Here is a 25,112-nt window from a genome sequence, read left to right as displayed (position 1 = left end):
CCGGCGTGCCCGTGGACCATCCGACCGGGGCCCCTTCTTGCGACTCATGACCCCATCCTGGGCCGTGACCACGCCAACAGCAGTATTCAACGTTTCTCGATCCTGAACTCGCCCTGTTCGGCGGACTCGCTATGAACCGCTGGCCTCAACTCACCCTGACACACAGGGCTTCGGCCCGCGCGGTGGAATTGGTCTGTCCCATGCTCAGGGCCTCGCCTTCGCGACCGGGCGGGCCCGCTTGACCTCCGCGAGGGCCTCGCCGAGAGCCGCCAACTCCTTGCGCAGGTGCTCGATCGGGTCGTGCGGCTCGTTGTGCAGCGCCTGCAGCAGGTCCTGCACCGCGGCCTCGCGCAGCGCGGCGACCTGCTCGGTGGTCATGCCCGAGCGGAACCCGGCCTTGATGAAGGCCCGGACCCGCTCGTGGCCGTCCCTGCTCAGCGGCTGGTCGCTGGCCTCCGGGTCGTCGTCCTCCTCGATCTCCCGGATCGCATCGCGGTAGATGACCTCCACCGCGTCGTCGTCCGCCATCGCGAACCTCCCTCGCCGTCGGTCACTTCCTGACCATGGAGAGATTGTCCGGCAACGCCCGGTGACACCTGTGTCGTCTTGGCGTCACACCGCTGGGACGACGGCGTCGTTGCGGTCAAGGCCCGTCTCGTAGGTCAGGCTGGCAGCGTCGGGGCCACGGCGTGGCGATGATCGACGTCTCCGGTACCGCCGCTCGGGCATCGGCAGCCGCAGCAGCGCCCGCAGGGCCGTGTGCCGGGACACGACCACCGCCAAGGCCGACAACAGCCGCGCGCCGTAGCGATAGCCTGCGCTCATGGCGAGCGCCGAACTGGATGAGTTGATCGTCGCGGATGCCGACGCGCTGCGCGCGTGGTTGTCGGCCAACCACGCCACGTCGCCCGGCGTCTGGCTCGCCCTGACCAAGAAGGGCGGCACGGTCACGACGCTGACCTGGCAGCAGGCGGTCGACGAGGCCCTGTGCTTCGGCTGGATCGACGGGCAGGCCCGTAAGCGGGATCAGGAGACCTCCTGGATCCGGTTCACCCCGCGCAGGCCCCGCAGCTCCTGGTCGCAACGCAACGTCGCCAACGTGGCCCGGCTGCAGGAGCAGGGGCGAATGCTGCCCCCTGGTCTTGTCGCGGTAGAAGCCGCCAGGGCGGACGGGCGGTGGGCGGCCGCCTACGCCCCGCCGTCGGAAGCCGAGGTACCGGCCGACCTACTGGCCGCCATCGCCGCAGACCCCGCCGCCCAGGCCATGTTCGACGTACTCACCAAGACCAACCGGTTCGCTCTCATCCATCGTCTCAATGCCGCCAAACGGGTGCAGACCCGCGAACGGAAGATCAGCGAGTTCGTCGCCATGCTGGCCCGCCACGAGACGATCTACCCGCAGAAGGCCAGGCCTCCGCACTCCTCGTAGTCGGCCTGTCATGAGCAAGGACGCCAGGTGACCCGGCCCTGTCTCAACTGGCCAGGGCGGGCGGGACGCTGAGTGCGCTGCTCACGATCCCTGGGCGCGCATAGAAGACAGGCAAAGCCACAGGTGGAATCTATCGCCAGTCCAGAGTTCGACCCGCTCGTTGCGGCTGCCCGCTGCCCATGCACGGCTGCATCACCAGTCCTGCTTCCACAGGCGCTGGTGTGCATCGATCGGCTGCCCGGATGGGAGCACACAGCGCCGGCTGGGACCCTCCATCGATCCCTTGCTTCGTGGGGCCGGTGACGATGGCCGTAGGATCTGACAATGGACGATGTGGACGGCGCAGATTCGCACACACCGGGGTCCTTGACCGACTGGGCACGGTTGTTCGTCAGTCACTGCCAGTACGTGGTGTCCACCGTGCCGGGCCCGCCCGGGGTGGGCATCTATACCCTCGGCGACGACCTGCTGCACGTCGGCGGTCCGTCACAGTTCACCGGCTTCTGCGGCATCCACACCGGTTGGATCGAGGCACGTGTCCGTGTCCTGCCCGAGCCTTTCGCGAAGGTCGACGCCGGGTGGGACGCGATCAGCGAGACGACCCTATGGAGCCCCAGCGGCCGGTTGTCGATCGTCGGTCTGATGGGCGATACCGCGGCGGCCCTCACCGACGTCGCCGTCCCGCGCGGGCTCGTCCGGGCGCGGGTGCACGCGCGCGACCGCCTGCACGAGACGGTACGCACCGACGCCGACCCGCCCGAGCGGCATGAGCTGCACATCTGGGCGGTGTCCGAGGAGACGCGGTGGCGCACCGTGTTGGCTGACCCGGGAGGCCGCGACTGGGAGCAGAAACCGGCGAAGGCCGCCGAGCGGGCGATGCTGTCACTGGTACCGCGTCCGTCCGCCCGTCCGGCCGTCCTGCCGCCGCTGTCACCTGACCCGTACGAGGACGACGCCGGCCTGTCCCGGGTGGCGGTGGTCCGTCACCGACCCACGCCGGCAGAGGTCTCGGTGGGAGTGCTGCCGGCAGGCGACCTGGAGGTCCGACTGAAGCGGGTCGACGGCGAGACCCTCATCTGGTCATGGGCCACCGCCGACAACCCGATCTTCCCTCAACCGCTGGCCACGCTGCCGGACGACGAGCCGAGTACCGTACGGCTGACGTCCGGCCCCAACGGCTTCACACTGCGGCACGAGGGAGTGTTGGGCCGGCACGCCTTTGCCCTTGGCCTCATCTGGGACCATCTGCTCGACACCGCCAGGTCGTATCCATGGATGGAGACGTTGCGGGGGCAAGCCGCCGAGGCGACCACGCTGGCCGAGAAGGCCCGCCGCAGGCAGGCCGAGCGGGACGCCGAACAGTGGGGAGGCGCTCCGCCGTCTGATCGTGTCCGCGCACTCAGCCAGGCGCGGTCCCTGGCCGGGATCGACCGCCCGTTGCTCGACCGCATCGACGCGCTACCCGCCGCCCGTCAGCGCGAGGCAGCATGCTGGGCGGCCCGCCACGCGATGCGGGTGGCAGGGCTGGAACAGATCGGGTGGATCGTCGACGCGCTCGCCGCCGCCGAAGCCGACCGCCCACTGCCCCGAGCCTTCACCGAGCATGGCGGCGCCGCCGCGTTCAACCGGCTCCTGTCCGATCCCGAGGTGCCGCACGCCACCGTCCCGTTCCGCCCGGACCCGAGGCATGCGGCACCCGCGGCGCCATCCGAGATACCCCAGCAGGTTGCCGCATTCCCCGCCCTGATCGCCCTGGCGAATGACGTTCCGCTGGTCGCCGCGATCGACGCCGTCTACCACGCGGCGATCGCTCACGGAGACGACCGCGACCGCTTCCTCAGCGACCTCCACGTCACCCTGCGCTGAGCCCTTGATGTCGGCACGCGGAGGCGAAGGCCCTTCCTGAACCTGCTGATCGCGCGTGCGGAGTCGGGTGGACGAACGCCCGACCGAGCGCATGCAAGGAGCCGCCGGATGGAGTCGGTACCGGGTCCCAGACCCAGGCTGCGCTTCCCCCGGGTCGGTGAGCGGCATTCCGCGGTCTGGCACATTGCGGCGATGCTGACGCTCGACCGACTCTTCGCCGAGCACGTCGCCACCGGGCTCGCTCGCCAGATGGCGCTGGGCGATGTCATCGGCGAGCGTGGCTGGCAACTCGACCTGACCCGCGGCACCGTGACCGTCTGCGACGACCTGCGGTATCACGTCCAACTCCTCGGTACGGAGAGCGACGAAGCCGGCAACTGGCTCTGGGCGTGGGCCAACGAGGCGAGCGAAATCCCGCCAGCGCTGCTGCGTCTGTCCGGCTGGCTCCGCGAGTACGGTCACCGCCACGAGGTTGCCGAGCTCACCGAGCCCACGTTCGCGCTTCGGCGCGCGGACGGTCACCGCCTCGCCCTGCTGGCCTCCGGACTGACCGGCCGGTGCTACTACCGTGGCCCGTACCCGGGCGGTGCCGTCTTCTTCCGCCTCGACGACGCCCCGCCGCAGATCACCGTGCCGATCCGGCCGGAGCGTGTACCAAGCGTCCTGGGCCAGGTCATCCAGAGCTTCCCGGTGGACCACCGCATCGCCGTGGATTCGTTCCTGCGCGGCAACGGACCGACGTGGCCCGCGACTTCGTCACCGACCCGACCATGCTGGCCCGCATCCTCCGGTCCTGAGGACACGCCTCGTGGCAGTCGGAATGCCATGACCGCCCGCCCGGTCGGTAGCCGCGTGACTGCTTCCGGTCGGGCGCCATCGACGGAACCTGGAATCCTGCTTGCAGGAGACAAGTGCGCGCGAATGCGGTCCCTTGCGTGGCACGGGGTGCGCGGTTACGCTCGCCCCATCGAAGATCGCTTATCGAAGCGAACTGCCGTTCAATGCGCCGTTGCTCGCACGATTTTGTAGTCGCTCCACGGGGAACTTGGTCTGGTGTCTGCCGACGACAAACGTCGGATTCGTGCAGCACTGCCCATCGCGCCTTTCCTGTGAACCGTCGCACCTTCCTGAAGTGACTGTCCTTGAACTCGAGGGCGGTCTGCTCCGCAGGCGATGTCACGCTGCCGCAAGGCGCGGATCCGGGCTGCGGTCCGGCCGTGCAACTCCGTAACGGGGGTCCCAAGTTGCCGCTCGTTCCCGAGGGCTCCGCCCTGATGTCAGGACGGTTGTCCGCCGGCCCGTCCCGGCAGGTGCATGACGAAATCCTCCGACCGCAGTTCGTCTTCGACATGACCCACCTGCTTCCGCACTATCTCGCCGTGGAAATGGTCCTGCTGTCCGAGTACGAGCGGCTGGGAGTCGTCACCGGCGATCAGCGACGAGACATCGCGGACATCCTTGGCGGGATCGACGAGTCGACGCTCAGCGCCGACCCCGCCACCAACATGTCCGACACCTCGATGGCCATCGAGCAATGGGTGCATCGCCAGCTGACCGAGCCGGTCCCGACCTGGCACGTCGACCGCAGTCGTAACGACTCCCAGGCGACCGCACACGCTCTCGCGGCACGCGAGTGGTTCGGTGGCGCGGCGGAGGACCTGCTGGGCCTCGGTGCGGCTGTCCATCGACTCGCCACCGTTACGACCGATCTGCCGATGCCGGGATACACCCATCTCCAGGCCGCCCAGGTGATCACTCCTGGCTTCTATCTGGCCGCCCTCTCCCAGCAGATCCTGCACAACCTGCGCCGCTGGCTCGCCACCTACGACGGCAACGACCTCTCACCGCTCGGCGCGGGCTCGATGGCAGGTCAGCAGCTGCCCTGGGACCGTCACCGCATGGCGCGCCTGCTCGGCTTCGCGGGACCGGTCCCGCACGCCCTGACCGCGGTGGCGTCCCGGTCGCTGGCCCTGGAGATGACGGCGGAATTCTCCATCCTGGGCGTCGAACTGAGCCGCTTCGTCACTGATCTGATGGCCTGGGGCAGCAACGAGTACGCCTTCATCGACCTTCCCGACGAGCTTTCCGGAATCTCGGCGGCGATGCCGCAGAAGAAGAACTTCCCGATCCTGGAGCGGATCCGCGGAAAGCTGGCGCATCTCGGCGCCTTCGGTGTGGACGTCGTCCTCGCCCAACGCTCGACGCCCTATTCCAACATGGTGGAGGTGTCCAAGGAAGCGACCGCGAACCTCCATGTCTCCGTCTCCACCACGCGCACCGCTCTGCGGCTCTTCTCGACCGTCATCGACAACCTGCGTTTCCGATCCGACCGGATGCGGGAAGCCTGCCAGCGGGAGTATCTGGGCGCGTTCGCGCTGGCGAACGACCTGACCCTCAACGACGGGATCCCCTGGCGCGACGCCCAGATCGTCGTCGGGCAGTACATCAGCGCCGCCATCTCCGCCGACATCCCACCCCATCCCGGAGACCCCGGTCTGTTGGCCGAGGTCGCCGGCCGGCACGGATACCAGGTCTCCGACGCCGCGCACGTGCTCGCCAACGCCTTCGACATCGAAAGCGCGATTCGTGGAAAGCGGTCGACGGGCTCGGTCAATCCCGAAGCGCTGGCCGACCTGCTCGCCAGCCAGGCAGACGACTTCCGACTCCTCCGACAGCTTTGGCACGACCGTCGTGAACGGCGAGGATCCGCTCGGGCACTGCTCGGGCGTCACTGAGCGTCGAATCGGGGAAGAATGACCATCTCAAGCGGAGCAGCCCGGGTTGACGCGTACGACGTCGGCACCCACGCACGATCGGGGGCCATCGCGTGATCTTCCAGAACGTCGTCGACGCCATCGGGCACACGCCGTTGATCAGGTTGAGGATGGAGGTGGACCCGCGCGTCGAGGTGTACGCCAAACTCGAACTCCAGAACCTCTTCGCGATGAAGGACCGGGTCGCCCGCCACGTGATCCTCGAGGCCAGGCGGCTGGGCGTGCTCAAACCGGGCGCGCCGATCGTCGAGAGCTCCTCCGGCACGATGGCGCTGGGAGTCGCCCTCGTCGGCACCGCCCTGGGCCATCCGGTGCACGTCGTCACCGACCCCCGGATCGACCCGGTGACGCTCGCCAAGCTGCGCGCCCTGGGCTGCCAGGTGCACGTCGTCGACCGGATGTCCAGCCAGGGCTGGCAGGGCGCCCGCCTCGAACGGCTGCACGAACTCCTCGAAGGCCTGCCGGGTGCGTTCTTTCCCGAGCAGTACCGGAACCCGGACAACCCGGGTGCGTACCGGTCCCTGGCCGGCGAGCTGCTGGGGGACCTCACCTCCTTCGACGTCCTGGTCGGGGCGGTCGGCACCGGTGGCTCGCTGTGCGGCTCGGCCCGTGCGCTGCGACGCGCGCTGCCCGAGCTGCGAGTGGTGGGGGTGGACTGCGTGGGCAGCGTGCTGTTCGGCCAACCGGACGTGCCCGACAGACTCCAGGGCGGACTCGGCAACAGCCTCGAGCCCGCCAACCTGGACCGTCGCCAGATCGACGAGGTGCACTGGCTCAACGACCGGGAGGCGTTCGGCGCCACCCGTGACCTGGCCCGCGAACAGCAGATCTTCGGCGGCAACACGTCGGGATCGGTCTACCAGGTGTTGAAGGACGTGGCGCGCCGGGCGGCGGCGGGAACCCGGATCGTCGGCATCTTCCCCGATCGCGGCGACCGGTACGCGCAGACCGTCTACGACGACGGATGGGCCGCCGAGCGCCTCCGCGAGCTGGACGCGGCGGACCGGCCGCAGCCGATCAACGCCGGCGAGGTCGCCGTGAACTGGTCGCGGACCCACGACGTCCCGGGCACGAACGGCGAGCGGTACCTGCTGTTCCTGGAGGCGAACACGAGCGGGACCGGCGTGCTCGCCCTGAGCGCCGCGCGCCGGATGGGGCTGCGTCCGGTGCTGCTCACCGACCGTCCCGGCCGCTACCCGGGGCTCGCCGACACCGACTGCGAGGTCCTCGTCTGCGACACCCACGACCTGCCGGTCCTGCGCTCGCTCATCCAGGGCAGGTTCCGTCGTGAACAGCTCGCCGGGGTGACGACGACGAGTGACTTCTACACCGTGCTCGCCGCCGAGTTGGCCGACTGGCTGGGACTGCCGGGCAACCCGCCGGCAGCCGTGGCCGCCTGCCGGAACAAGGCCCTGCTGCGGGAGGCGCTGCGCGACGGCGGGATCCGGCAACCCCGCTTCGTCGCGGTGACGGACCCGGCGCGGGCCGCCGCCGCGGTGCGCGAGGTCGGACTGCCGTGCGTGGTGAAGCCCGCCGACGACTCCGCATCGAACGCCGTGCTGCTCTGCGCCACCGTCGAGGAGGCGACCGCGCACGTGGAGACGGTCCTGGGGATGCGCTTCAACGTCCGGGGCATGCCGACCGCCCGCTGCGCACTGGTCGAGGAGTACGTGCGGGGTGCCGAGTTCAGCGTCGAGGTGTTCGGCGAGGGCACCGGGAACCGCTGTCTCGGGATCACCGAGAAGCGGGTGACCGGTGGGCCGCACTTCGTGGAGCTCGGTCACGTCTTCCCCGCGGACCTGCCGGCGGATCAGGCGACCGGAATGGTGGACGCCGTCCTGCGGGCGCTCGCCACGGTCGGGATGTCGCACGGGGCGACCCACACCGAGGTGCGCCTCACGCCGTCCGGCCCGGCCATCATCGAGATCAATCCCCGGCCGGCCGGCGGGATGATCCCCGAGCTCTACCGCCTCGCCACCGGCTCCGACCTGCTGGTCGCGCAGCTGGCCGCGGCCGTCGGCGAACCGACCCGGCTCTCCTCGACCACGCAGGGGTACGCCGGGATCGAGTTCCTGGTGGCCGCTCGACCCGGAACGCTGCGGGGTACCGCGGGCGGGGCGGAGATCGAGCGCCTCGACGGCGTCGAGCAGGTGACCGTGACGGCGTCCCCCGGCGCGTCCGTGCGACCACCACGCAACGCCTACGACCGCCTGGGGCACGTCATCGCCACGGGCTCCAGCAGAGCGGAGGTCATCCACCGGATCCGTACCGCCGTGGACCAGTTCCAGCTGCTGGTAGACGAGGAGCGCCCGGAGGTCCTGCGCGACGAAGCGTCCCTGGCCCCGGCGCACTGAGCGACGACCATGACGCACACCTCGCTCACAGCGGCCCTGTCGGCCTGGGCGGACACCCGGGCGGACGACCACGCGCTGACCTTCGTCGACAGTGCCGGGGCGGCGACCAGCACCACGTACGGGCAGCTCGACGAGGGCGCCCGTACCGTGGCCGGCCACCTGCGGTCGGTCGCCGCACCGGGCGACCGGGCGCTGCTGCTCTTCCCACCCGGCCTCGACTACGTCACCGCCTTCCTCGGCTGCCTCTACGCCAACGTGGTCGCGGTGCCGCTCTACCCGCCGGGCCCCAACGCGCGCCTCGACCGCGTCACCACCGTCGTGCGCGACTGCGGAGCCACCCATGCGCTGACCACCGCGAAGCTGGTCGAACCGCTGTCGGGGCTGGCGGCCGGGCCGGACGGACCGGCGCTGCACCCGATCGAGGCGGTGCGGGCGCAAGCCGCTGCGGTGGGCCCTCACCGGCCGGGGCGGGACGACCTCGCCTTCCTCCAGTACACCTCCGGCTCGACGGGCGATCCCAAGGGGGTCATGGTCGGCCACGGCAACCTCACCGACAACCACCGGGCCATCGCTGCCGGCTTCGGCATCACCGGTGACGACGTGGTGCTCAGCTGGCTGCCGATGTACCACGACATGGGCCTCATCGGCACCACGTTGCTGCCGCTGTTCGTGGGCGTACCGGCGATCCTGCTCGACACGTTCGCGTTCGTCCGGGATCCGTTGCGGTGGCCGGCGGAGGTGTCCCGTTTCCAGGCGACCTGTTCCGGTGGACCCAACTTCGCCTACCAGCTCCTGGCGGACCGTTTCGACGCCGGGCTGCTCGACGGGGTCGACCTCAGCTCGTGGCGGGTCGCGTTCAACGGCGCGGAGCCGGTCGACCGGCGGACGATGGACGCGTTCTCCGCCGCGTACGCGCCGCTCGGGTTCGACCGGCGAGCCTGCTATCCGTGTTACGGCCTGGCGGAGGCGACGCTCTTCGTCAGCGGCCCCGAGGCGTCGACCGGCTACCGCGCCAGCGCCTTCGACCGGGACGCTCTCGAAACGGGCCGGCTGACCGAGGCGACCGCGGCGGCGGGGACGGACCCGGTCACGCTGGTCTCCTGCGGCACCCCGCCACCGGGCACGACGGTCGCCGTGCGCCGCGCGGACGGCGAAGCCTGCGCCGCGGGCGAGGTCGGCGAGATCTGCGTGAGCTCCGGCGGGGTGGCCGCCGGGTACTGGGGCAGGTCCGACTCCGCCGCGACGTTCGCCGCCACCGTCGGCGGCCAGCCGGGGACGTTCCTGCGTACGGGGGACCTCGGCGCGATGTACGACGGCGAACTGTACGTCGCGGGGCGCCAGAAGGACCTCATCATCCGAGCGGGGCGCAACCACCACCCGCACGACATCGAGACCGTCGCCACCGCGGGCGACGAGCACCTGCGCCGGGGCGGTGCCGCGGCGTTCCAGCCGGAGACCGGTGGTCAGCGGGTGGCGCTGGTGGTCGAGGCGTCCCGCCGCGGGCTGGCGCGGCTGCGCGCGGACCCCGCGCTGCTCACGTCGTTGACCGGTGGGCTGCGGCGTCGGGTGGCCACCGAGTGCGGGTTGGACCTCGACGACGTGGTCGTCGTCCTGCCCGGCGCGATTCCGAAGACGTCCAGCGGGAAGATCCGCCGACGGGCCACCAGGGAGCAGTTCGTCGACGGCCGGCTCAAGCTCGCCGTGCCGACGGTCGCGCCCGTGGCGCCCGCCGCCGACACCCACCCCGGCGACCGGTCCGCCGCCGTGGAGCAGCTCGTCCGGCGGTACGCGAACCTCACCGGGTCCGAGTTGGACCAGGCCCTGCCGCTGGCGGCGCTGGGACTCGGTTCGCTGCGACTGATCGAACTCAAGGCGGCGGTCGAGCGGTTGGTGCACGGCACCCTGGACACCGAGTTGTTCTTCGGCGACCGGTCGGTGGCCGAACTGGTCGCCGCCGCCGCGGATCCCGGCCCGGTCGCCGCCCCGCTGCCGGCGCGGACCGGCGCGGTGGGCCCCGCCTCGGCCGGCCAGGTCGAGCTGCACTTCTACGACGAGGTGTCCCGCGGCAACCGGGCGAACAACCTCGCGATCGCCCTGCGCGTCTCCGGCCGCGTCGAGGAGAAACTGCTGCGTGCCGCGATCGACGTGGCCGTCGCCCGACACCCCGCGCTGCGCACGACGCTCGGACCGCTCGGTTCCGGCGCCCAGACCGTACACGACCAGGGCACGGTCGACTGGGAGTGCCGGGCCTTCCCGGACGGCCCCGACGAGGCGGTACGGGCCTACCTGCACGAGCGGGCCTACCGCCCCTTCGACCTGGTGAAGGGCCCGCTGGTGCGGGCCGGCGTCGCGTACCCGCCGGACGGCACCGTGCTTCTCGTGGCGTGTCACCACGCGGTCGTCGACCACTGGTCGCTTCAGCTCCTGCTCGCCGAGATCCTGCCCCGGATCACCGGCGGCGACGCCCCACCGGCCACGGCGCGGCCGGGCGCGGCGGACGCCAGCGACTGGGCCCGGTTGCAGCAGCAGGCGCGACTCGCTCCCGACTGGCAGGATCGGGTCGCGGCCCTGGCGGAGAAGTGGCGGCCACTGCGTGAGCTCGTTCTCTTCCCGGAGCAACCTGCCCGCGCCCGGTCGCCACGACGACGACCGGACCCGGACCGGCACCGGGCCGGCTGGATCGACTTCGAGGTCGCCCCGGACGTCGTACCGCTCCTGCACCGGCACGCGGCGCGGCGCGGCTTCACCCCCTTCGTCCCCCTGCTGGCCGCCTACGCCGAAGCCCTGCACCAGGTGACCGGCGAGCCGCGGATCGTCATCGGCACGCCGCATCACGGGCGCACCGACCAGCGATTCGCCGGCACCGTCGGCTACCTGGTCAACATGGTGCCCGTACTCGGAGACCTGACCGACCGGCCCGATCCGCCGACGCTCGAGGAACGCCTGTGGCGGGAACTGCGGGCGGCACTGTCGACCGCGGACGTTCCCTTCAGCGACCTGGTCCGGGCACTGGCTGCCGATCGGCACGGGCAGAACCCGCTCTTCCAGGCGACGTTGACGCTCCAGCAGCCCGTGGCCGGCAACGACGTGGGACTGACCGTGCCCTGGAGCCGCCGGCGGCGACGGATCGGGTCCCGCGACGTCGAGACGTTCGACGTGCCGCCCGTCGACGTCGCCTTCGCGACGAGCCTCTACGGCGCCCTCGACGCGGGCGGACTCACGTTCCGCCTCGTTCACCAACGCACCCTCGTGCCTGCGGAGGCGGCAGCCGAGGTGTGTCGGCGGTTCTCCGAGAACCTCGTCCGGTCAGTCCGACGGCCGTCCACACCACTCGCCCACGACCCGGTTCGACTCAGCTAAGGCGGAGATGATGACAGCTTCCGATGGTGCCGTCGGTAATCTGGTGGAGTCGTTCGACGAGGTCGTCCGCGCTCACCCGGACGACATCGCGGTGTGCTGCGGCGACCGGCGGATGTCGTACGCCGAGGTGGCCGCGCGGTCGACGGCCCTCGCCGCGGCGATCAGGGCGCGGGTCGACGACCCGTCGGGTCCGGTGCTGCTGCTCCTGCCGCGTTCGGTGGACATGGTCGTCGCGAGCCTGGCCGTGCTGCGGGTGGGCGCGGCGTACGTGCCGGTCGATCCGTCCACTCCCGCCGCCCGGCTGAGGCTGATCGTGGCGGACGCGAAGCCCTCGGTGGTGTTGACGACCCCCGGGCTGGCGGAGCTGCTGTCGCCGGGCACCCCGGTGATGGGGCCGCAGGACGTCGCGGAGGACCGCGGCGACGACACCGACGGGCGGTGCCCCGCGGCGTGGGACACCCGCGCCTACGTGATCTACACCTCGGGCACCACCGGGCGGCCGAAGGGCGTGGAGGTCAGCCACGGCAACGTGCTGCGCCTGATCCGGACCACCCAGCCGCAGTTCGGCTTCGGTGCCGGGGACGTCTGGACCATGTTCCACTCGTTCGCCTTCGACTTCTCCGTGTGGGAGATGTGGGGGCCGCTGCTGTCCGGTGGCCGGCTGGTCGTCGTGGCGCAGGACGTCGCACGGGACCCGGTGGCCTTCCGGGCGTTGCTCGCCGACGAGCAGGTGACGATGCTCAGCCAGACGCCCACCGCCTTCAACAGCCTGGTCGCCCACGAGGTCTCCCAGCCCGACCGGCTGCCGCTGAAGTGGGTGGTCCTCGGCGGTGAGGCGCTGCGCTTCGGCGACCTGCGGCCCTGGGTCGCCAGGTACGGCGACCAGCAGCCGCAGCTGGTCAACATGTACGGCATCACGGAGACGACGGTCCACTCCTCGTACCGCAGGGTCCTGGCGGCCGACCTGACGAGCACGGCCAGCCTCATCGGCCGTCCGCTGCCGGATCTCGGTTTCCTGCTCTGGGACGAGCGGGGCCGGCCGGTGGCCCCGGGCCGGACCGGTGAGATCGTCGTGACCGGAGCGGGGGTGGCCACCGGATATCTGGGCCGGCCCGGAGCGACCGCCGAGCGTTTCCTCGACCTGAGCGTCGACGGCAGGCCCGTGCGGGGCTACCGGTCCGGTGACCTCGCGCGCCTGACTCCCGCCGGGGAGTACGAGTACCTGGGGCGGGCCGACGACCAGGTCAAGATCCGTGGGCACCGGGTCGAGCTCGGGGAGATCCACGCGGCGCTGACCGCGGTACCCGGCGTCGGGCACGTCGCGGTGACCGTCCGACGGGCGCGGCCGCAGCGCAACCCGGTGGTGAAGCAGGAGGCGGTGTCCGGGCGGATCTCCACGGTCCGCAGTCTCGTCCGCGCCGGGCGGCCGGCGGCGTCGGGCGCCGGCAACAACCGGACGCAGATCGTCGCGTACGTGACCCACGACCTCGGCTGCGAGCTGGGAGAGGTTCCGGAACTGCTGCGGGCGAGCCTGCCGTCGTACATGCTGCCGGCGTTCATCGTCCCGGTGCCGGAGATACCGGTCAACGCCAACGGGAAGGTCGACTTCACGCTCCTGCCCGCGCCGACCGCGGCCAACCAGCTCCGGGCGCCGATGGAAACGGAGGCGGTCGCCGGCGCCTCGTCGGCGAGCGTGGAACGGGCGATCTGCGCGCTGTTCGAGGAGGTGCTCGGCGTCGAGGGGGTGGGACCCGACGACTCCTTCTTCGGCATCGGCGGCGACTCCATCATCGCGGTGCAGTTGCGGGCGGCCGCGGCGAACCGTGGGATGACGCTGGACCTGGCCGACATCTACGAGCTGAAGACGCCGCGTGCGCTGGCCGCGAACGCGGTCGGCACGGACGAGCCGGTCGACCCGCCGGTCGAGCCGTTCAGCCTCGTCGACCCCGCAGACCGGGCGCTCCTGCCGGCCGGCACGGTGGACGCCTACCCGTTGGCCACCCTCCAGGCCGGCGTGCTGTTCCACAGCGCGTACGCCGAGGGGGTCAACATGTACTGCGACATCTTCATGTTCCGGTTGCGCGCCAGGTTCGACCACGACGCCATGAGCCGCGCGCTCGCGCGGGTGACCGAGCGCCACGAGATCCTGCGGACGTCGTTCCACCTGTCCGGCTTCTCGCAACCGCTCCAGGTCGTCCACGCGCGGGCCCGGACCCCGCTGGACGTGGCGGACCTGAGCCGGTTCGACGAGGACCGGCAGCTGGCCGAGTTCGAGGCCTGGCGACGTCGGGAGATGAGCAACCCGTACGACTGGGCGCGGCCGCCACTGGTCCGGTTCACGGCGCACCTGCTCGGCCCGGACGAGTTCATGTTCTCCATGAGCTTCCACGACACGATGTTCGACGGGTGGAGCGAGACGTCGCTGCTCGCGGAGATCCTCGTCGACTACTGGCAGGACCTGCGGGGCATCGCGTCGCCCGACCGTGCCCTGCCCGTGCGTCGGTACGCCGACTTCATCGCCAAGGAACAGGCCGTGCTCCGCGACGAGGCGGTCCGGGAGTTCTGGCGACAGGAACTGGCCGACGTCGAGCCGAGCCTGCTGCCCCGCCTGGCCCGGGGCTCCGGCGACGTCCACGAGGGGCGGATGGGCTTCCTCAGCGTGGACCTGCCGGCGGAGCTCTCCGACCGCCTGCACCAGCTCGCCGCCGCCTGCGGGGTGTCGGTCAAGCACGTGGTGATGGCCGTGCAGGCGCGGGTGGTGTCGGTGCTCACGGGACGCGACGACGTCGTGCTCGGCGTCGCCGCCAACGGCCGGGTCGAGGAGGAGGGCGGCACCGAGGTCATCGGCCTGCACCTCAACCTCGTACCCTTCCGGCTCCGGCCGCGGGGTCGCACCTGGCGCGACCTGATCGCGGCGACCAGCGACAAGGAGCGGGAGCTGCTGCCCGTGCGGCGCTTCCCGCACGCCGAGATGCTCCGCCTCGCCGGCGTACCCGAGCTGACCGACATCATGTTCAACTACACCCACTTCCACGGCTACGAACGGCTCGCCCACGCCACGGGCATCGAGGTGGTGGACGGCTTCGGCTACATCCAGACGAACTTCACCCTGCGGGCCGAGTTCAACAAGGATCCGTTCAGTCGACTGCTCACGCTCGACCTCGAAGCGAACCTGGAGCGGATCTCGGAGGACCAGCTCGAGGAGCTGGCGGACATCTTCCTGCGGGCGCTGACGAGCGTCGTCGACCAGCCGGACGACGAGCCGACGCAGGTCGCGCTGCTCGGTGAACAGCGGTACCGGGAGTTGGTGGCGATCTCACGCGGGCCGGTCGAGCCGGCCACGGCGACGGGCTTCCTCGACCGGATGGCCCACTCGGTGCGGACGTTCCCCGACGAGGTGGCCGCCGTCTGCCGCGGTCGCGAGATCACCTACCGGGAGCTCGCCGCGGACGTCGAGCGGGTGGCCGGACGGTTGCGTCAGCGGCGGGTGGGTCGCGGCACCGTGGTCGGCCTGGCCAGCGGCCGGAGCATCGACTACCTCGTCGTCACCCTCGCCATCCTCCGCCTCGGCGCGGTGTACCTGCCGCTGCCGCAGGGGCCGGCCGCACGCGTCGCCCGCATGGTCGCGCGGGCGGAGGCGAGGCTGGTGGTGTGCGACGAGCCGCACCGCGCCGCGTTGGCCGCGACCGGTGAGGTCGAGCTGGTCGACCTGGCGGACGTCCTCGCCGCCGATGCCGGCACCCCGGTCGCGCTCGGCCCCGCACCGAGTGGCCGGGACAGCGCGTACGTCATCTTCACCTCGGGATCCACGGGCGAGCCCAAGGGTGCCCTGATCCGGCACGACGGCATGCTCAACCACCTCGACGCCAAGATCCAGCAACTGGACCTGCGGCCGGGCGACCGGCTGGCCCAGGACGCCGCCGCCACCTTCGACATCTCCGTCTGGCAGTTCCTCGCGCCACTCGCCGTCGGTGCCACGACCGTGATCTACCCGGACGAGATCGGTCAGGACGCGGCGTCGCTGCTGCGGGCCGTGGCCGAGGACGGGGTCACCGTGCTGGAGGTGACGCCCTCCGTGCTGAACATCATGTGCGCCGAACTCGCGTTCTACGGCGTCGACGCGTTCCCCGCGTTCCGCCTGCGCTGGGTCGCCTCGCAGGCGGAGACGCTGACCCCGCAGACCGCCAACACGTTCCGCCGGCTGCTGCCCGGGGTGGGGCTGCTGAACATGTGGGGGACGACCGAGACGTCCGACGACGTCCTGCACCACCTCGTCGCGGCGGACGTCGACGAGCGGGACGCCTCCGTCCCCCTCGGACGGCCCGTGCGCAACACCGCCCTGTACGTGTTGGACGGCGGCCGGGAGCCGGTGCCCACCGGTACGCCGGGCGAGCTGTACGCCGGCGGCGTCTGCGTCGGCGGCGGATACGTCAACGACCCCGACCGGACCGCCGCGGTCTTCGTCAGCGACCCCTTCGCCGTCGATGCCGACGGGATCATGTACCGCACCGGCGATCGCGGTCGTCGGCTGGCGGACGGCTCGCTGGAGTTCCTCGGCCGGATCGACAACCAGCTCAAGATCAGAGGAAACCGGGTCGAACTGGACGAGGTCACTCGCGCCCTCGCCGGTGTCGAGGGCGTTCAGGAGAGCGCGGTGATCGTCCGGCAGTCCGCCGACGGCGGCAGGCAACTCGCCGGATTCTTCGTACCGGAGGTGCTCTCCGGCGGCGCCGGCGCTTCGACCGAGGGCTCCCTGGTCCGCCGGGACCTGCGGCCCGAGGAGGTGCGCTCCGGGCTCAGCCAGGTCCTGCCACGCAACGCCATCCCGGACTTCCTCGTCCGCCTCGACCAGTTGCCGCGCACGAGCCACGGCAAGGTCGACACCCGGTCGCTGGCGGCGACAGCCCTGTCCCCGGTCGACGAACCGAGCGAGGAGAGCCACGCCCCGATGACCCCGGCGGAGGAGGCCGTCGCCGAGATCTGGGCCGCCGTGCTGCCCGGTCGCCGGCCCGGGCCCCAGGTCAGCTTCTTCGATCTGGGCGGCCACTCCCTGCACGCGACGCAGGTCCTCGCCCGGCTGGGGGACCGGCTCGGGGTCCGCCTGCCGATCCGGGAGCTGTTCGAGAACCCCACGCTGCGGGGCTTCGCCGCCCGGGTCGAGGCGGCGCTGACCGACGACCGGGAGTCGGCGGTGCCGATCCCGGCGAGGCCCGCCGGCCTGCGGGAGTTCCCGCTGTCCATGGCGCAGTCGAGCCTCTGGTACCTCGACCAGCTCGACCCCGACGGCGCCTACACCGACGGCTACCTCCTGCACCTGCGTGGTGACCTCGACGTGCCGGCGCTGCGGGCGGCCGTCGACCGGCTCGTCGCGCGGCACGAGGTGTTGTCCAGCCGGGTCGTCGAACGCGACGGCGTGCCGTCGCTGGTCGTGGATCCCGAGGCGAAACTGCGCCTGCGGGTACGACAGGCCACCGACGCGGTGGTCGCCCGGGGGGACACCGAGGCGATGCTGGAGTACGTCCGGCAGCGGGCGACGCGACGCATCGACCTCGGTGGGGTGCTGACCGAGGCCACCCTGCACCGCTTCTCCGACCGGGACCACGTACTCGAATGGACGAGCCACCACGTGGTCACCGACGGCTGGTCCAACGAGGTGATCCTGCGGGAGATCGCGGAGTCGTACGCGGCCCACCGGGCGGGACGGGAGGCGGACCTGGCCCCGCTTGCGATCCAGTACGGCGACTACTCCCGCTGGCAGCAGGACTACCTCGTATCGGCGTCGGCCCGACGCGACGGCGACTTCTGGCGGTCCTACCTCAAGGGTTACGACGGGGAACTCGCCCTCGCGACCGACCTGGAGCGGACCGAGGACCGTGCGCGGGCCGCGGGCCAGCACCGCCGGGAGTGGGACGAGACCTTCTCCGCCGAGGTGAGGGCGTTCGCGAAACAGCACAACGTGACCCTCTTCATGGTCGTGCACGCGGTCAGCGCGGTGCTGATGGCCAAGCTCGCCCAGCAGTCGGACGTGGTGATCGGCGCGGCCGTCGCCGGTCGGCACCCGGCTCAGACGAAGGACCTCGTCGGCTTCTTCGCCAACACCCTGCCGTTCCGCTACCAGGTGGACCCGGAGCACAGCGCGCCGGCCGTGATCGCATCGGTGCGGGACAGCGCCCTGAACGCGATGGACCACCAGAGCCTGCCGTTGCAGAGGATCGTGGACCTGGTGGGAGCGCCCCGGCGACCCGGAGTCAGCCCCCTGGTCCAGGTCGTGGTCTCCGTCGCCCGGTCGATGCGCGGTATCGCCGCGCTGCCGGGTCTGGAGGCGACCGTGACCCCGCTGGGCGCGCAGACGAGTCGCTTCGACCTGTTGCTGCACTTCACCGACGAGGACCGGATCGGGCTGACCATCGAGTACGACCGGTCGCTGTTCACCCCGGCGGCCGTCGACCGGCTGGCCGGGGCGGCCGACCGGCTGCTGCGGTTCCTCCTGGGCAGCCCGGACCGGCCGGTGCAGGAGGCGGAACTCGTCGACGACGAGGACCGCGCGGCGCTCGGGGAGATCTGGCGGGAGGTGAGCGGCCAGTCCCTGGAGATCGACCACCGCGCCACGGCGACGCTCATCGACTCCCCGCACTGGGGCGCGTACGTGGCGCGGGTCGAAGCGGCAGGGCTGATCGTCCCGCTGGTGCTCGCCCTGTGAAGGCCGGCGGGACGAGAACTGGGGAGAACCGCTCATGACGTCGACCGAGCGCGCGCTACGGCTGCGTCGGCGGCTCGCCGGACGCCGCGACGTGTCCGTACCGGCGGCCGGCCGGACCGACACCGCGACGGTCACCGCCGACAACCTGGTCGCCGCCTTCGACGGGGTCGCCGGTCGGCACCCCGACCGGGTCGCCGTCCGCTGCGACCGGCAGGCCCTGACGTACCGGGAACTGGCTGCCGCCTCCCGGGCCCTGGCCAGCCGGATCGCGTCGCTCGCGCCGCCCGGCCAGCCGGTCGGCGTGCTGCTGCCGCGCTCGACGCGGATGATCGTGGCGGCGCTGGCGGCGCTCCGGACGGGTGCCGCGTACCTGCCGCTCGACCCGGAGGCGCCCGCCGTCCGTACCGGCATGATCGTCGGTGACGCCGCGCCGTCCCTGGTGATCACCACGGGTACGCTGGTCGGCTCCCTGCCCGCGACGGTCGCGGCTGTCCTGCTCGACGCGTCGGACGGCGGCGAGGAACAGCCGGAGGCGCCCGCCGCGCCGGTCCGCCCGATCGCGCCCACCGACCGGGCGTACGTCATCCACACCTCGGGCACGACCGGCCGTCCCAAGGGGATCGAGGTCTCCCACGCCAACGTCCTGCGCCTGATCGGCACCACGCAGCCCCTGTTCGGGTTCGGGCCGCAGGACGTGTGGACCATGGCGCACTCGTTCGCCTTCGACTTCTCGGTGTGGGAGATGTGGGGGGCGCTGCTCACCGGCGGATGTGTGGTCGTCGTCGAGGCCGAGGTCATGCGGGACCCGGTCGCCCTGCGGCGCCTGCTGCGGGCGGAGGGGGTCACGATGCTCAGCCAGACGCCCACCGCCTTCGGTTCGCTGGCGGCCCAGGAGGACGAGTACGACGACCGGCTGCCGCTGCGGTGGGTGGTCTTCGGCGGGGAGGCGCTCCGGTTCGCAGACCTGCGGCCGTGGGTCGCCAAGTACGGCGACGCCGCGCCCGAACTGGTCAACATGTACGGCATCACCGAGACCACCGTCCACGCGTCGTACCGCCGGATCCTCGCCTCCGACGTCGCCGGCACGACCAGCCTGATCGGCGCTCCCCTTCCCGACCTCGACTTCCTGCTGTGGGACACCGACGATCAGCCGGTCGCCGACGGAGAGATCGGGCAGATCATCGTCACCGGTGCGGGCGTGGCCCTCGGCTACCTGGGGCAACCGGAACTCACCGCGCGGCGGTTCGTCACCGTCACCGACGCGCAGGGCCGGCCCGTACGCGGGTACCGCTCCGGCGACCTCGCCCGGCGGACACCTTCCGGCGAGTACGAGTACCACGGGCGCAACGACGACCAGGTCAAGGTGCGTGGCTACCGCCTGGAGCTGGGGGAGGTGCACGCCGCCCTGGTCGCCCTGCCCGGTGTGCGGCAGGCCGCGGTGGTGCCGCACACCGCGCCCGGCACGGGAACGCGGCTGGTGGCCTACGTCGTCGGTGACGCCGGTCCGGCGCAGTTGCGCTCCTCGTTGGAGGATCGGCTTCCGGGGTATGCCGTTCCGTCCGCGTTCGTCCTCGTCGACGCGCTGCCGCGAACCGCCAACGGCAAACTCGACCGGGCAGCCCTGCCCGACCCGGGCCCCGTGCTGACGCCACACGTGCCCGCAGGCGTCGACGACGTCACCCGGTCGCTGCTGGCGATCCTGGCCGAGCTGCTGCCGGGCACCGAGGTCGAAGCGGACACCGACTTCTTCCGGCAGGGCGGGAACTCCCTGCTGGCGACCCGCCTGCTGGCCGCCGTACGCCGACAGTCCGGTGTCGTCGTACCGCTGCGCGACTTCCTGCGGGCACCGACGGTGCGAGCGGTGGCGGACGCCGTCCGGCGGGCCCGGCAGGCCGGACCGGGTGTGGCGTCGCGCCGCCCGGTCGAGCTGTTGCCGCTGGGGGACCCCACGGCTGGCCGGGCGCCCGTGGTGGCGCTGCCCGGCGTCTTCGGGATCGGCGCCTCGATGGCGCGGCTGTCGACGCACGTGCGGGGCCGCCCGTTCTACGCCCTGCACACCCGCGACGTCCTCCGGGCGCAGGACGGCACGCCGTCCGCCGCCGTCGCCGCGCGGGCCTGCCTGACCGCGATGCTGCCCGTCGCCGGTCCCGGAGTCCACCTCGTCGGACATTCCCTGGGTGGACCGATGGCGCTGCACCTCGCCCAGGCGATGCGGGCGGCCGGCCACCAGGTGCGGAGCATCACCCTGCTCGACGCGCCGAGCCCCCGATGTCTCCACCAGCGCCTTTCCGAGGACCACCGGACCCGGCTGGTCGCCTTCCTCTCCGACGTCGCCCTCGCGTTTCCCGAGCACACCCGCCGGTGGCGCGAGCTCTCCCCGCAGTCCGCGGCCGGGTTGAACGACGCGGATCTCCTGCGCTGGGCCGCCTGCACCGCGACGCCCGCGCTGGCGGCCACGATCGGCGAGCTCGCCCACGCCTTCGCGGCATACCGGACCATGGGACGGATCATGGCGGAGCCCGCGCCTGCCCTGGCCGTGCCCGCGCTGCTGCTGGTGGCGGGCCTGGAGAGGTCCCACGACGAGGACGGACACACCGAGGGCTGGCGCCTGGTGCTGCCGAACCTGACCGAGACGGTGGTGGCCACCAGCCACGAGGGCATGCTGCGTGACCCCGGAGCGGCATCCGTCGCCGAGGCGATGATCGAATTCCAGCACCAGCAGGACAAGACGGAAGGAAACCCGAGTTGACCCGGGAACCGGCTGCGAGCGCAGCGTTCCGCCCACCCCGACTGGCCAGGATCCTCGTCGGCGGCTCCGGCGTGATGAGCCTGGCCAACGGCGTGACGATTCCCTTCCTCGCCATCTTCCTCCGCAACGAACTCGGCCTGTCCGTCTCGACGGTCGGCCTGGTCATCGGCTCCTCCGTCCTCTTCGGCATCTCCGGTGGGTTCCTCGGCGGCGCGCTCTCCGACATCGTGGGACGCCGCCGGGTCCTGCTCACCTGCCTGCTGTTGGTGATCGGCAGCTTCGTCGGCTTCTTCTTCGCGCGCGACGCCCTGACGGCGTTCGTCTTCAACGCGTCCATGGCGTTCGCCACCAGTGCCTTCAGCCCGGTCGCAAAGGTGCTCATCAGCGACCTGCTCCCCGTCACGCTGCGGGTGAAGTGGTTCTCCTACCAGTACCTCGCGATCAACGCCGGCTACGCCGTCGGTCCGCTGATCGGCGTGGCCCTCGGGTTCACCGGCGCCCGGATCTCCTTCCCCGCCGCCGCCGCCGTCTACCTGGTCTACTTCGCCGTCCTCTGGACGGCCACGCGGCAACTGCCACGACCGTCCACCGGGAACACCGGGCTGGCGACGCTCGGCCGCAGCACGGGCGCCATCGTCCGCGGACTGGGCGAGTCGGCCCGGGCGGTGATGTCGGACCGCCGCCTGCTCCTCCTGCTCATCGGCGCGATCCTGTTGGAGACGGTGCACAGCAGGATCTCGGTGCTGCTCGCCCAGAACTTCGTCACCGACTTCGCCGACAGCGCCCGCGTGCTCGCCGCGGTCATGACCACCAACGCGGTGGCGGTGATCATCCTCCAACTCTTCGCCGCCGGCTACGTGCAGCGCTACAACCCGCTGAACGCCATCACCCTCGGCGGGATCCTCACCTTCGTCGGGATGGCCGGCTTCGCGATCTCCGAGCAGATGTGGCACTACATCGTGGCGATGGTGGTGTTCACCGTCGCCGAGACCCTGATCGTGCCGTCGGAGTTCGCGCTCGTCGACCGCATCGCGCCCGAGGACCGGCGCGGAGCCTACTTCGGCGCACAGACCTTCGCGCAGGTCGGCGGGTTCACCGGACCGTTCCTCGGCAGTCTCGTCCTCGCGTCCTTCGGCGGGCCGGTCATGTTCCTCGCCATCGGCTCCCTGGCGTTGGTGAGCGTCGCGATCTACCTGCTGGTCGGCCGGCGCATTCCCGACCTGAACCGCCACGACACTCTCCCGGAGACCGAAAAGGCGTCATGAGAGCCGTGGCGGGCATCCTGCGCCTGGCCGCCTGGCCGAGCAGTCGTGCGCTCCGACGAACCCGGGTCCTCTCCCTGGCGGCCCTGCACGGGACCGTCGCCATCGACCGCGACGAACGCGGCATCCCGTGGATCCGCGCCGGCGACGAGCGTGATCTCTACGTGGGCGTCGGGGTCGCGATGGCGTACGACCGGCTGTGGCAGATGGACGTCCTGCGCCGGCGGGCGACCGGGCGGCTGGCTGAGGTGTTCGGCTCTCGCGCCGCCGGTTCGGACGTGCTCGCCCGTACCCTCGCCTTCGAGCGGGCCGCCCGCGGCAGCGAGGCGCTGCTCTCCCCGCCTGCCCGCGCCAACCTCGCGGCCTTCGCCCACGGGATCGACACCGCGGTACGCCGGATGCGGCGCCGCGGGCAGCTCCCACCCGAGTTCCACCTCATGCGGTACCGGCCGGGCCCGTGGTCGGTCGGCGACTCGCTGGCCATCGTCAAGCAGCTCGGTTTCCAGCTGGGCCGCAACCTGCAACAGGAGGTCTTCCGCAGCCGGCTGCTGGCGGAGCGACCGGACCTCGTCGGCAGCTTCCTGGCGCCGAAGTACCCGCCCGGCGGCAGCGTGACCATCGCGGCCGACGTCCCGGCGGGGCCGGCGGTACGGCGCGGCGACACCGCGCTGCTCTCCGCGGCCGGCGCCGCCCACCTCGGCGACCTCTTCGCCGGCCGGCGGGGGAGCGGTTCGAACGCCTGGGCGGTGTCGCCGGACAGGTCCGCCACCGGCTTCGCCGCGCTGGCCAACGACCCGCACATCCTGTTCACCCAGCCGAGCCTCTGGTATCAGCTGGGACTGGAACTCGACGGCGAACGCGCGTACGGCGTGACGGTGCCGGGCGTGCCCGGACTGGTGATCGGCGCCAACCCGGATCTCGCCTGGGGGGTGACGAACTCCACCATCGACACCCAGGACCTGGCCGTGGGGGAGCGGACGGACCCGGCGGGAGAGCCACGGTGGTCGCAGACCAGCGTCGTGCGGGTACGCGGCGGGAAAGAGATCCCCGTGACCGCCGCGGGCGGGACGGGATACGTCGACCTGCCGGCCCCACCCGGTGCGGAGGCGGACCCGGTGGCCCTCTACTGGAGTGGCCTGCACCCGTCCACCGAGGCCGAGAGCTGCCAGCGCATGTGGCGGTCGCGCGACTACCCGGCGTTCCGCGCGACCCTGCGCGGTTTCGGTGTGCCCGTGCTCAACCTCGTCGTCGCGACCCGCGCCGGTACGGTCGCGCTGCGGACGGCCGGAATCGTGCCCCGCCGAGACCGTCAGGAGGGCCTCGCCCCGGCCGGCGCGGCCGAAGTGGCCGCCCGCTGGAGCACCACCCTCGGGTTCGACGAGTTGCCGGAGGTCGTCGATCCGCCGGCGGGCTTCGTGGTCAGCGCCAACCACCAGATCCTGCCCGACGGGGTCGCCCCGCACCTGGGCAGCGACTGGGGTGGACCGTACCGGGCCGACCGGATCCAGGAGCTGTTGACGGCGATGCCGACGGCCCGTCCGGACGACTTCGGCGCGTGGCAGCTGGACCTGCACGACGGCCGGGCCCGGCGCATCCTGCCCACCCTGCTGAAGGCGCTCGACGAGAATCCACCGGAGTCGCCGCCGGCCGAGTTCAGCCATCGGTCGTTGGCCGCCTGGGACGGCAGGGACGACGCCGGTCAGGCCGCACCTCTGGTCTTCGGGGCGCTGACCCGGGTGCTGACCGAGCGCTGGATCACCAGCCGGCTCGGTACGGCCCTCGCCGACGCCATGACCGACGTCACCCTCCAGGTGGACCACCTGGTGCTGGATGCGGACGCCCGCCGGCGGCTCGGCGAACCGGAGGAACTGCCGGTCGTCGTCGCCGACGCCCTCACGGAGGCGGCGCGTCGACTCGCCCACGAATTCGGCGAGGACCCCACCGGCTGGCGCTACGGCAGGTTGAACCGGATCGCGGACCAGCATCCCCTGGCCGCGGTGTCGGACACGTTGCGTTCGCTGTACGGATCGCCACCGACCCCGGTGGGCGGGGGCGGGCAGAGCGTCTGCCTGATGTATCCCGACCGTGACGGCCGGGTGGTCGAGGGTGCGCCGTGGCGCTTCGTCGTCGAGTTCGGCCCCGCCGGCAGCACCCGCGTCCGCGACGTGCTCCGCCACGGCAGCTCGGGCAACCCCCTCTCGCCGCACTACGGGGACCAGACGCCGGCGCACGCCGAGGGACGGTTGTACGAGGTGCGCCTCGACAGCCCGCCGCGGGTGCGTAGCCGGCTGACCCTGGCGCCCCGGACGGCGGGGTGACCGGATGCTGCGCGCACTCGCTGCGACCCTCAGCAGAACCGTCCGCACCGCCACCGCCACCGCTGACGCGATGTCCGCCGTGGCTCCGGGCCGCCGCCCAGCCTGAGGTCTCCAACGCGTTGGAGATCGACCAGATCGACGCGTGCTCAACGGGACGGTGCCCGGCAGCACGCATGTGCTCGGTTGCCCGGCTGATCCCGGCGACCACCGGCCCGGCCACCCGCATCGGCCGGGTACCGCCGACCCAGGCGGAGCCCGGCGTGCCGTTCGGCGGGCGGCGGGCCAGGATGCCCACCGTCG

12 protein-coding genes are annotated in these 25,112 nt (G+C 71.8%); 10 read left to right on the top strand and 2 right to left on the bottom strand.

What is annotated here, in order from left to right; genetic code table 11:
- Window positions 1-204 precede the first annotated feature (204 nt).
- Entirely contained in the window at window positions 205-528 is a 324-nt protein-coding gene (locus tag KBX06_RS18705; RefSeq protein ID WP_210836636.1) for a hypothetical protein, read from the bottom strand.
- 84 nt (window positions 529-612) lie between these two features.
- Complete coding sequence (locus KBX06_RS18700) at window positions 613-825, bottom strand: hypothetical protein (protein ID WP_210836633.1); 213 nt, start codon at window positions 823-825, stop codon at window positions 613-615.
- Between KBX06_RS18700 and KBX06_RS18695 the strand changes: the two genes are divergently transcribed.
- The 10 genes from KBX06_RS18695 to KBX06_RS18650 all read left to right on the top strand — a co-directional run bounded on the left by KBX06_RS18695 (window position 824) and on the right by KBX06_RS18650 (window position 24,812).
- Window positions 824-1,429: a YdeI family protein gene (locus KBX06_RS18695; protein ID WP_210836630.1), complete on the top strand. Its 606-nt coding sequence runs from the start codon at window positions 824-826 to the stop codon at window positions 1,427-1,429. The two genes, KBX06_RS18700 and KBX06_RS18695, sit on opposite strands and share 2 nt — an antisense overlap.
- A gap of 366 nt (window positions 1,430-1,795) precedes the next feature.
- Window positions 1,796-3,295 carry a hypothetical protein gene (locus tag KBX06_RS18690; RefSeq protein WP_210836627.1) on the top strand — a complete coding sequence of 500 codons (1,500 nt, stop codon included), beginning with the start codon at window positions 1,796-1,798 and terminating at the stop codon, window positions 3,293-3,295.
- Between the two features lie 192 nt (window positions 3,296-3,487).
- Window positions 3,488-4,324 (top strand): DUF6882 domain-containing protein, encoded by an 837-nt coding sequence (locus KBX06_RS27935; RefSeq protein WP_247686174.1) that lies wholly within the window; start codon window positions 3,488-3,490, stop codon window positions 4,322-4,324.
- A gap of 281 nt (window positions 4,325-4,605) precedes the next feature.
- Window positions 4,606-6,030 (top strand): argininosuccinate lyase, encoded by a 1,425-nt coding sequence (locus KBX06_RS18680; RefSeq protein WP_210836625.1) that lies wholly within the window; start codon window positions 4,606-4,608, stop codon window positions 6,028-6,030.
- Window positions 6,031-6,122: 92 nt separating this feature from the next.
- On the top strand, window positions 6,123-8,423 hold the full coding sequence (locus KBX06_RS18675; protein ID WP_307854677.1) for a pyridoxal-phosphate dependent enzyme: 2,301 nt from the start codon (window positions 6,123-6,125) through the stop codon (window positions 8,421-8,423).
- A gap of 9 nt (window positions 8,424-8,432) precedes the next feature.
- Window positions 8,433-11,783 (top strand): fatty acyl-AMP ligase, encoded by a 3,351-nt coding sequence (locus KBX06_RS18670; protein ID WP_210836622.1) that lies wholly within the window; start codon window positions 8,433-8,435, stop codon window positions 11,781-11,783.
- A 10-nt stretch (window positions 11,784-11,793) separates the two neighbouring features.
- The gene (locus tag KBX06_RS18665; RefSeq protein WP_210836609.1) at window positions 11,794-18,483 is read left to right on the top strand and encodes an amino acid adenylation domain-containing protein; all 6,690 of its coding nucleotides are present in this window, start codon (window positions 11,794-11,796) and stop codon (window positions 18,481-18,483) included.
- 34 nt (window positions 18,484-18,517) lie between these two features.
- Window positions 18,518-21,232, top strand: coding sequence for an amino acid adenylation domain-containing protein (locus tag KBX06_RS18660; RefSeq protein ID WP_210836606.1), 2,715 nt, complete (start codon window positions 18,518-18,520; stop codon window positions 21,230-21,232).
- On the top strand, window positions 21,229-22,497 hold the full coding sequence (locus KBX06_RS18655; protein ID WP_210836604.1) for an MFS transporter: 1,269 nt from the start codon (window positions 21,229-21,231) through the stop codon (window positions 22,495-22,497). Before KBX06_RS18660 ends, KBX06_RS18655 begins: the two co-directional genes overlap by 4 nt.
- Window positions 22,494-24,812 carry a penicillin acylase family protein gene (locus tag KBX06_RS18650; protein WP_210836601.1) on the top strand — a complete coding sequence of 773 codons (2,319 nt, stop codon included), beginning with the start codon at window positions 22,494-22,496 and terminating at the stop codon, window positions 24,810-24,812. The genes KBX06_RS18655 and KBX06_RS18650 overlap by 4 nt, the downstream gene beginning before the upstream one ends.
- The last annotated feature ends 300 nt before the right edge of the window (window positions 24,813-25,112 follow it).

The sequence above is a fragment of the Micromonospora sp. C31 genome, assembly GCF_018070575.1.
Classification (GTDB): Bacteria; Actinomycetota; Actinomycetes; order Mycobacteriales; family Micromonosporaceae; genus Micromonospora.
Note: the sequence above shows the minus strand (reverse complement) of the source record. Positions and strands in the feature narration are given on the sequence as shown.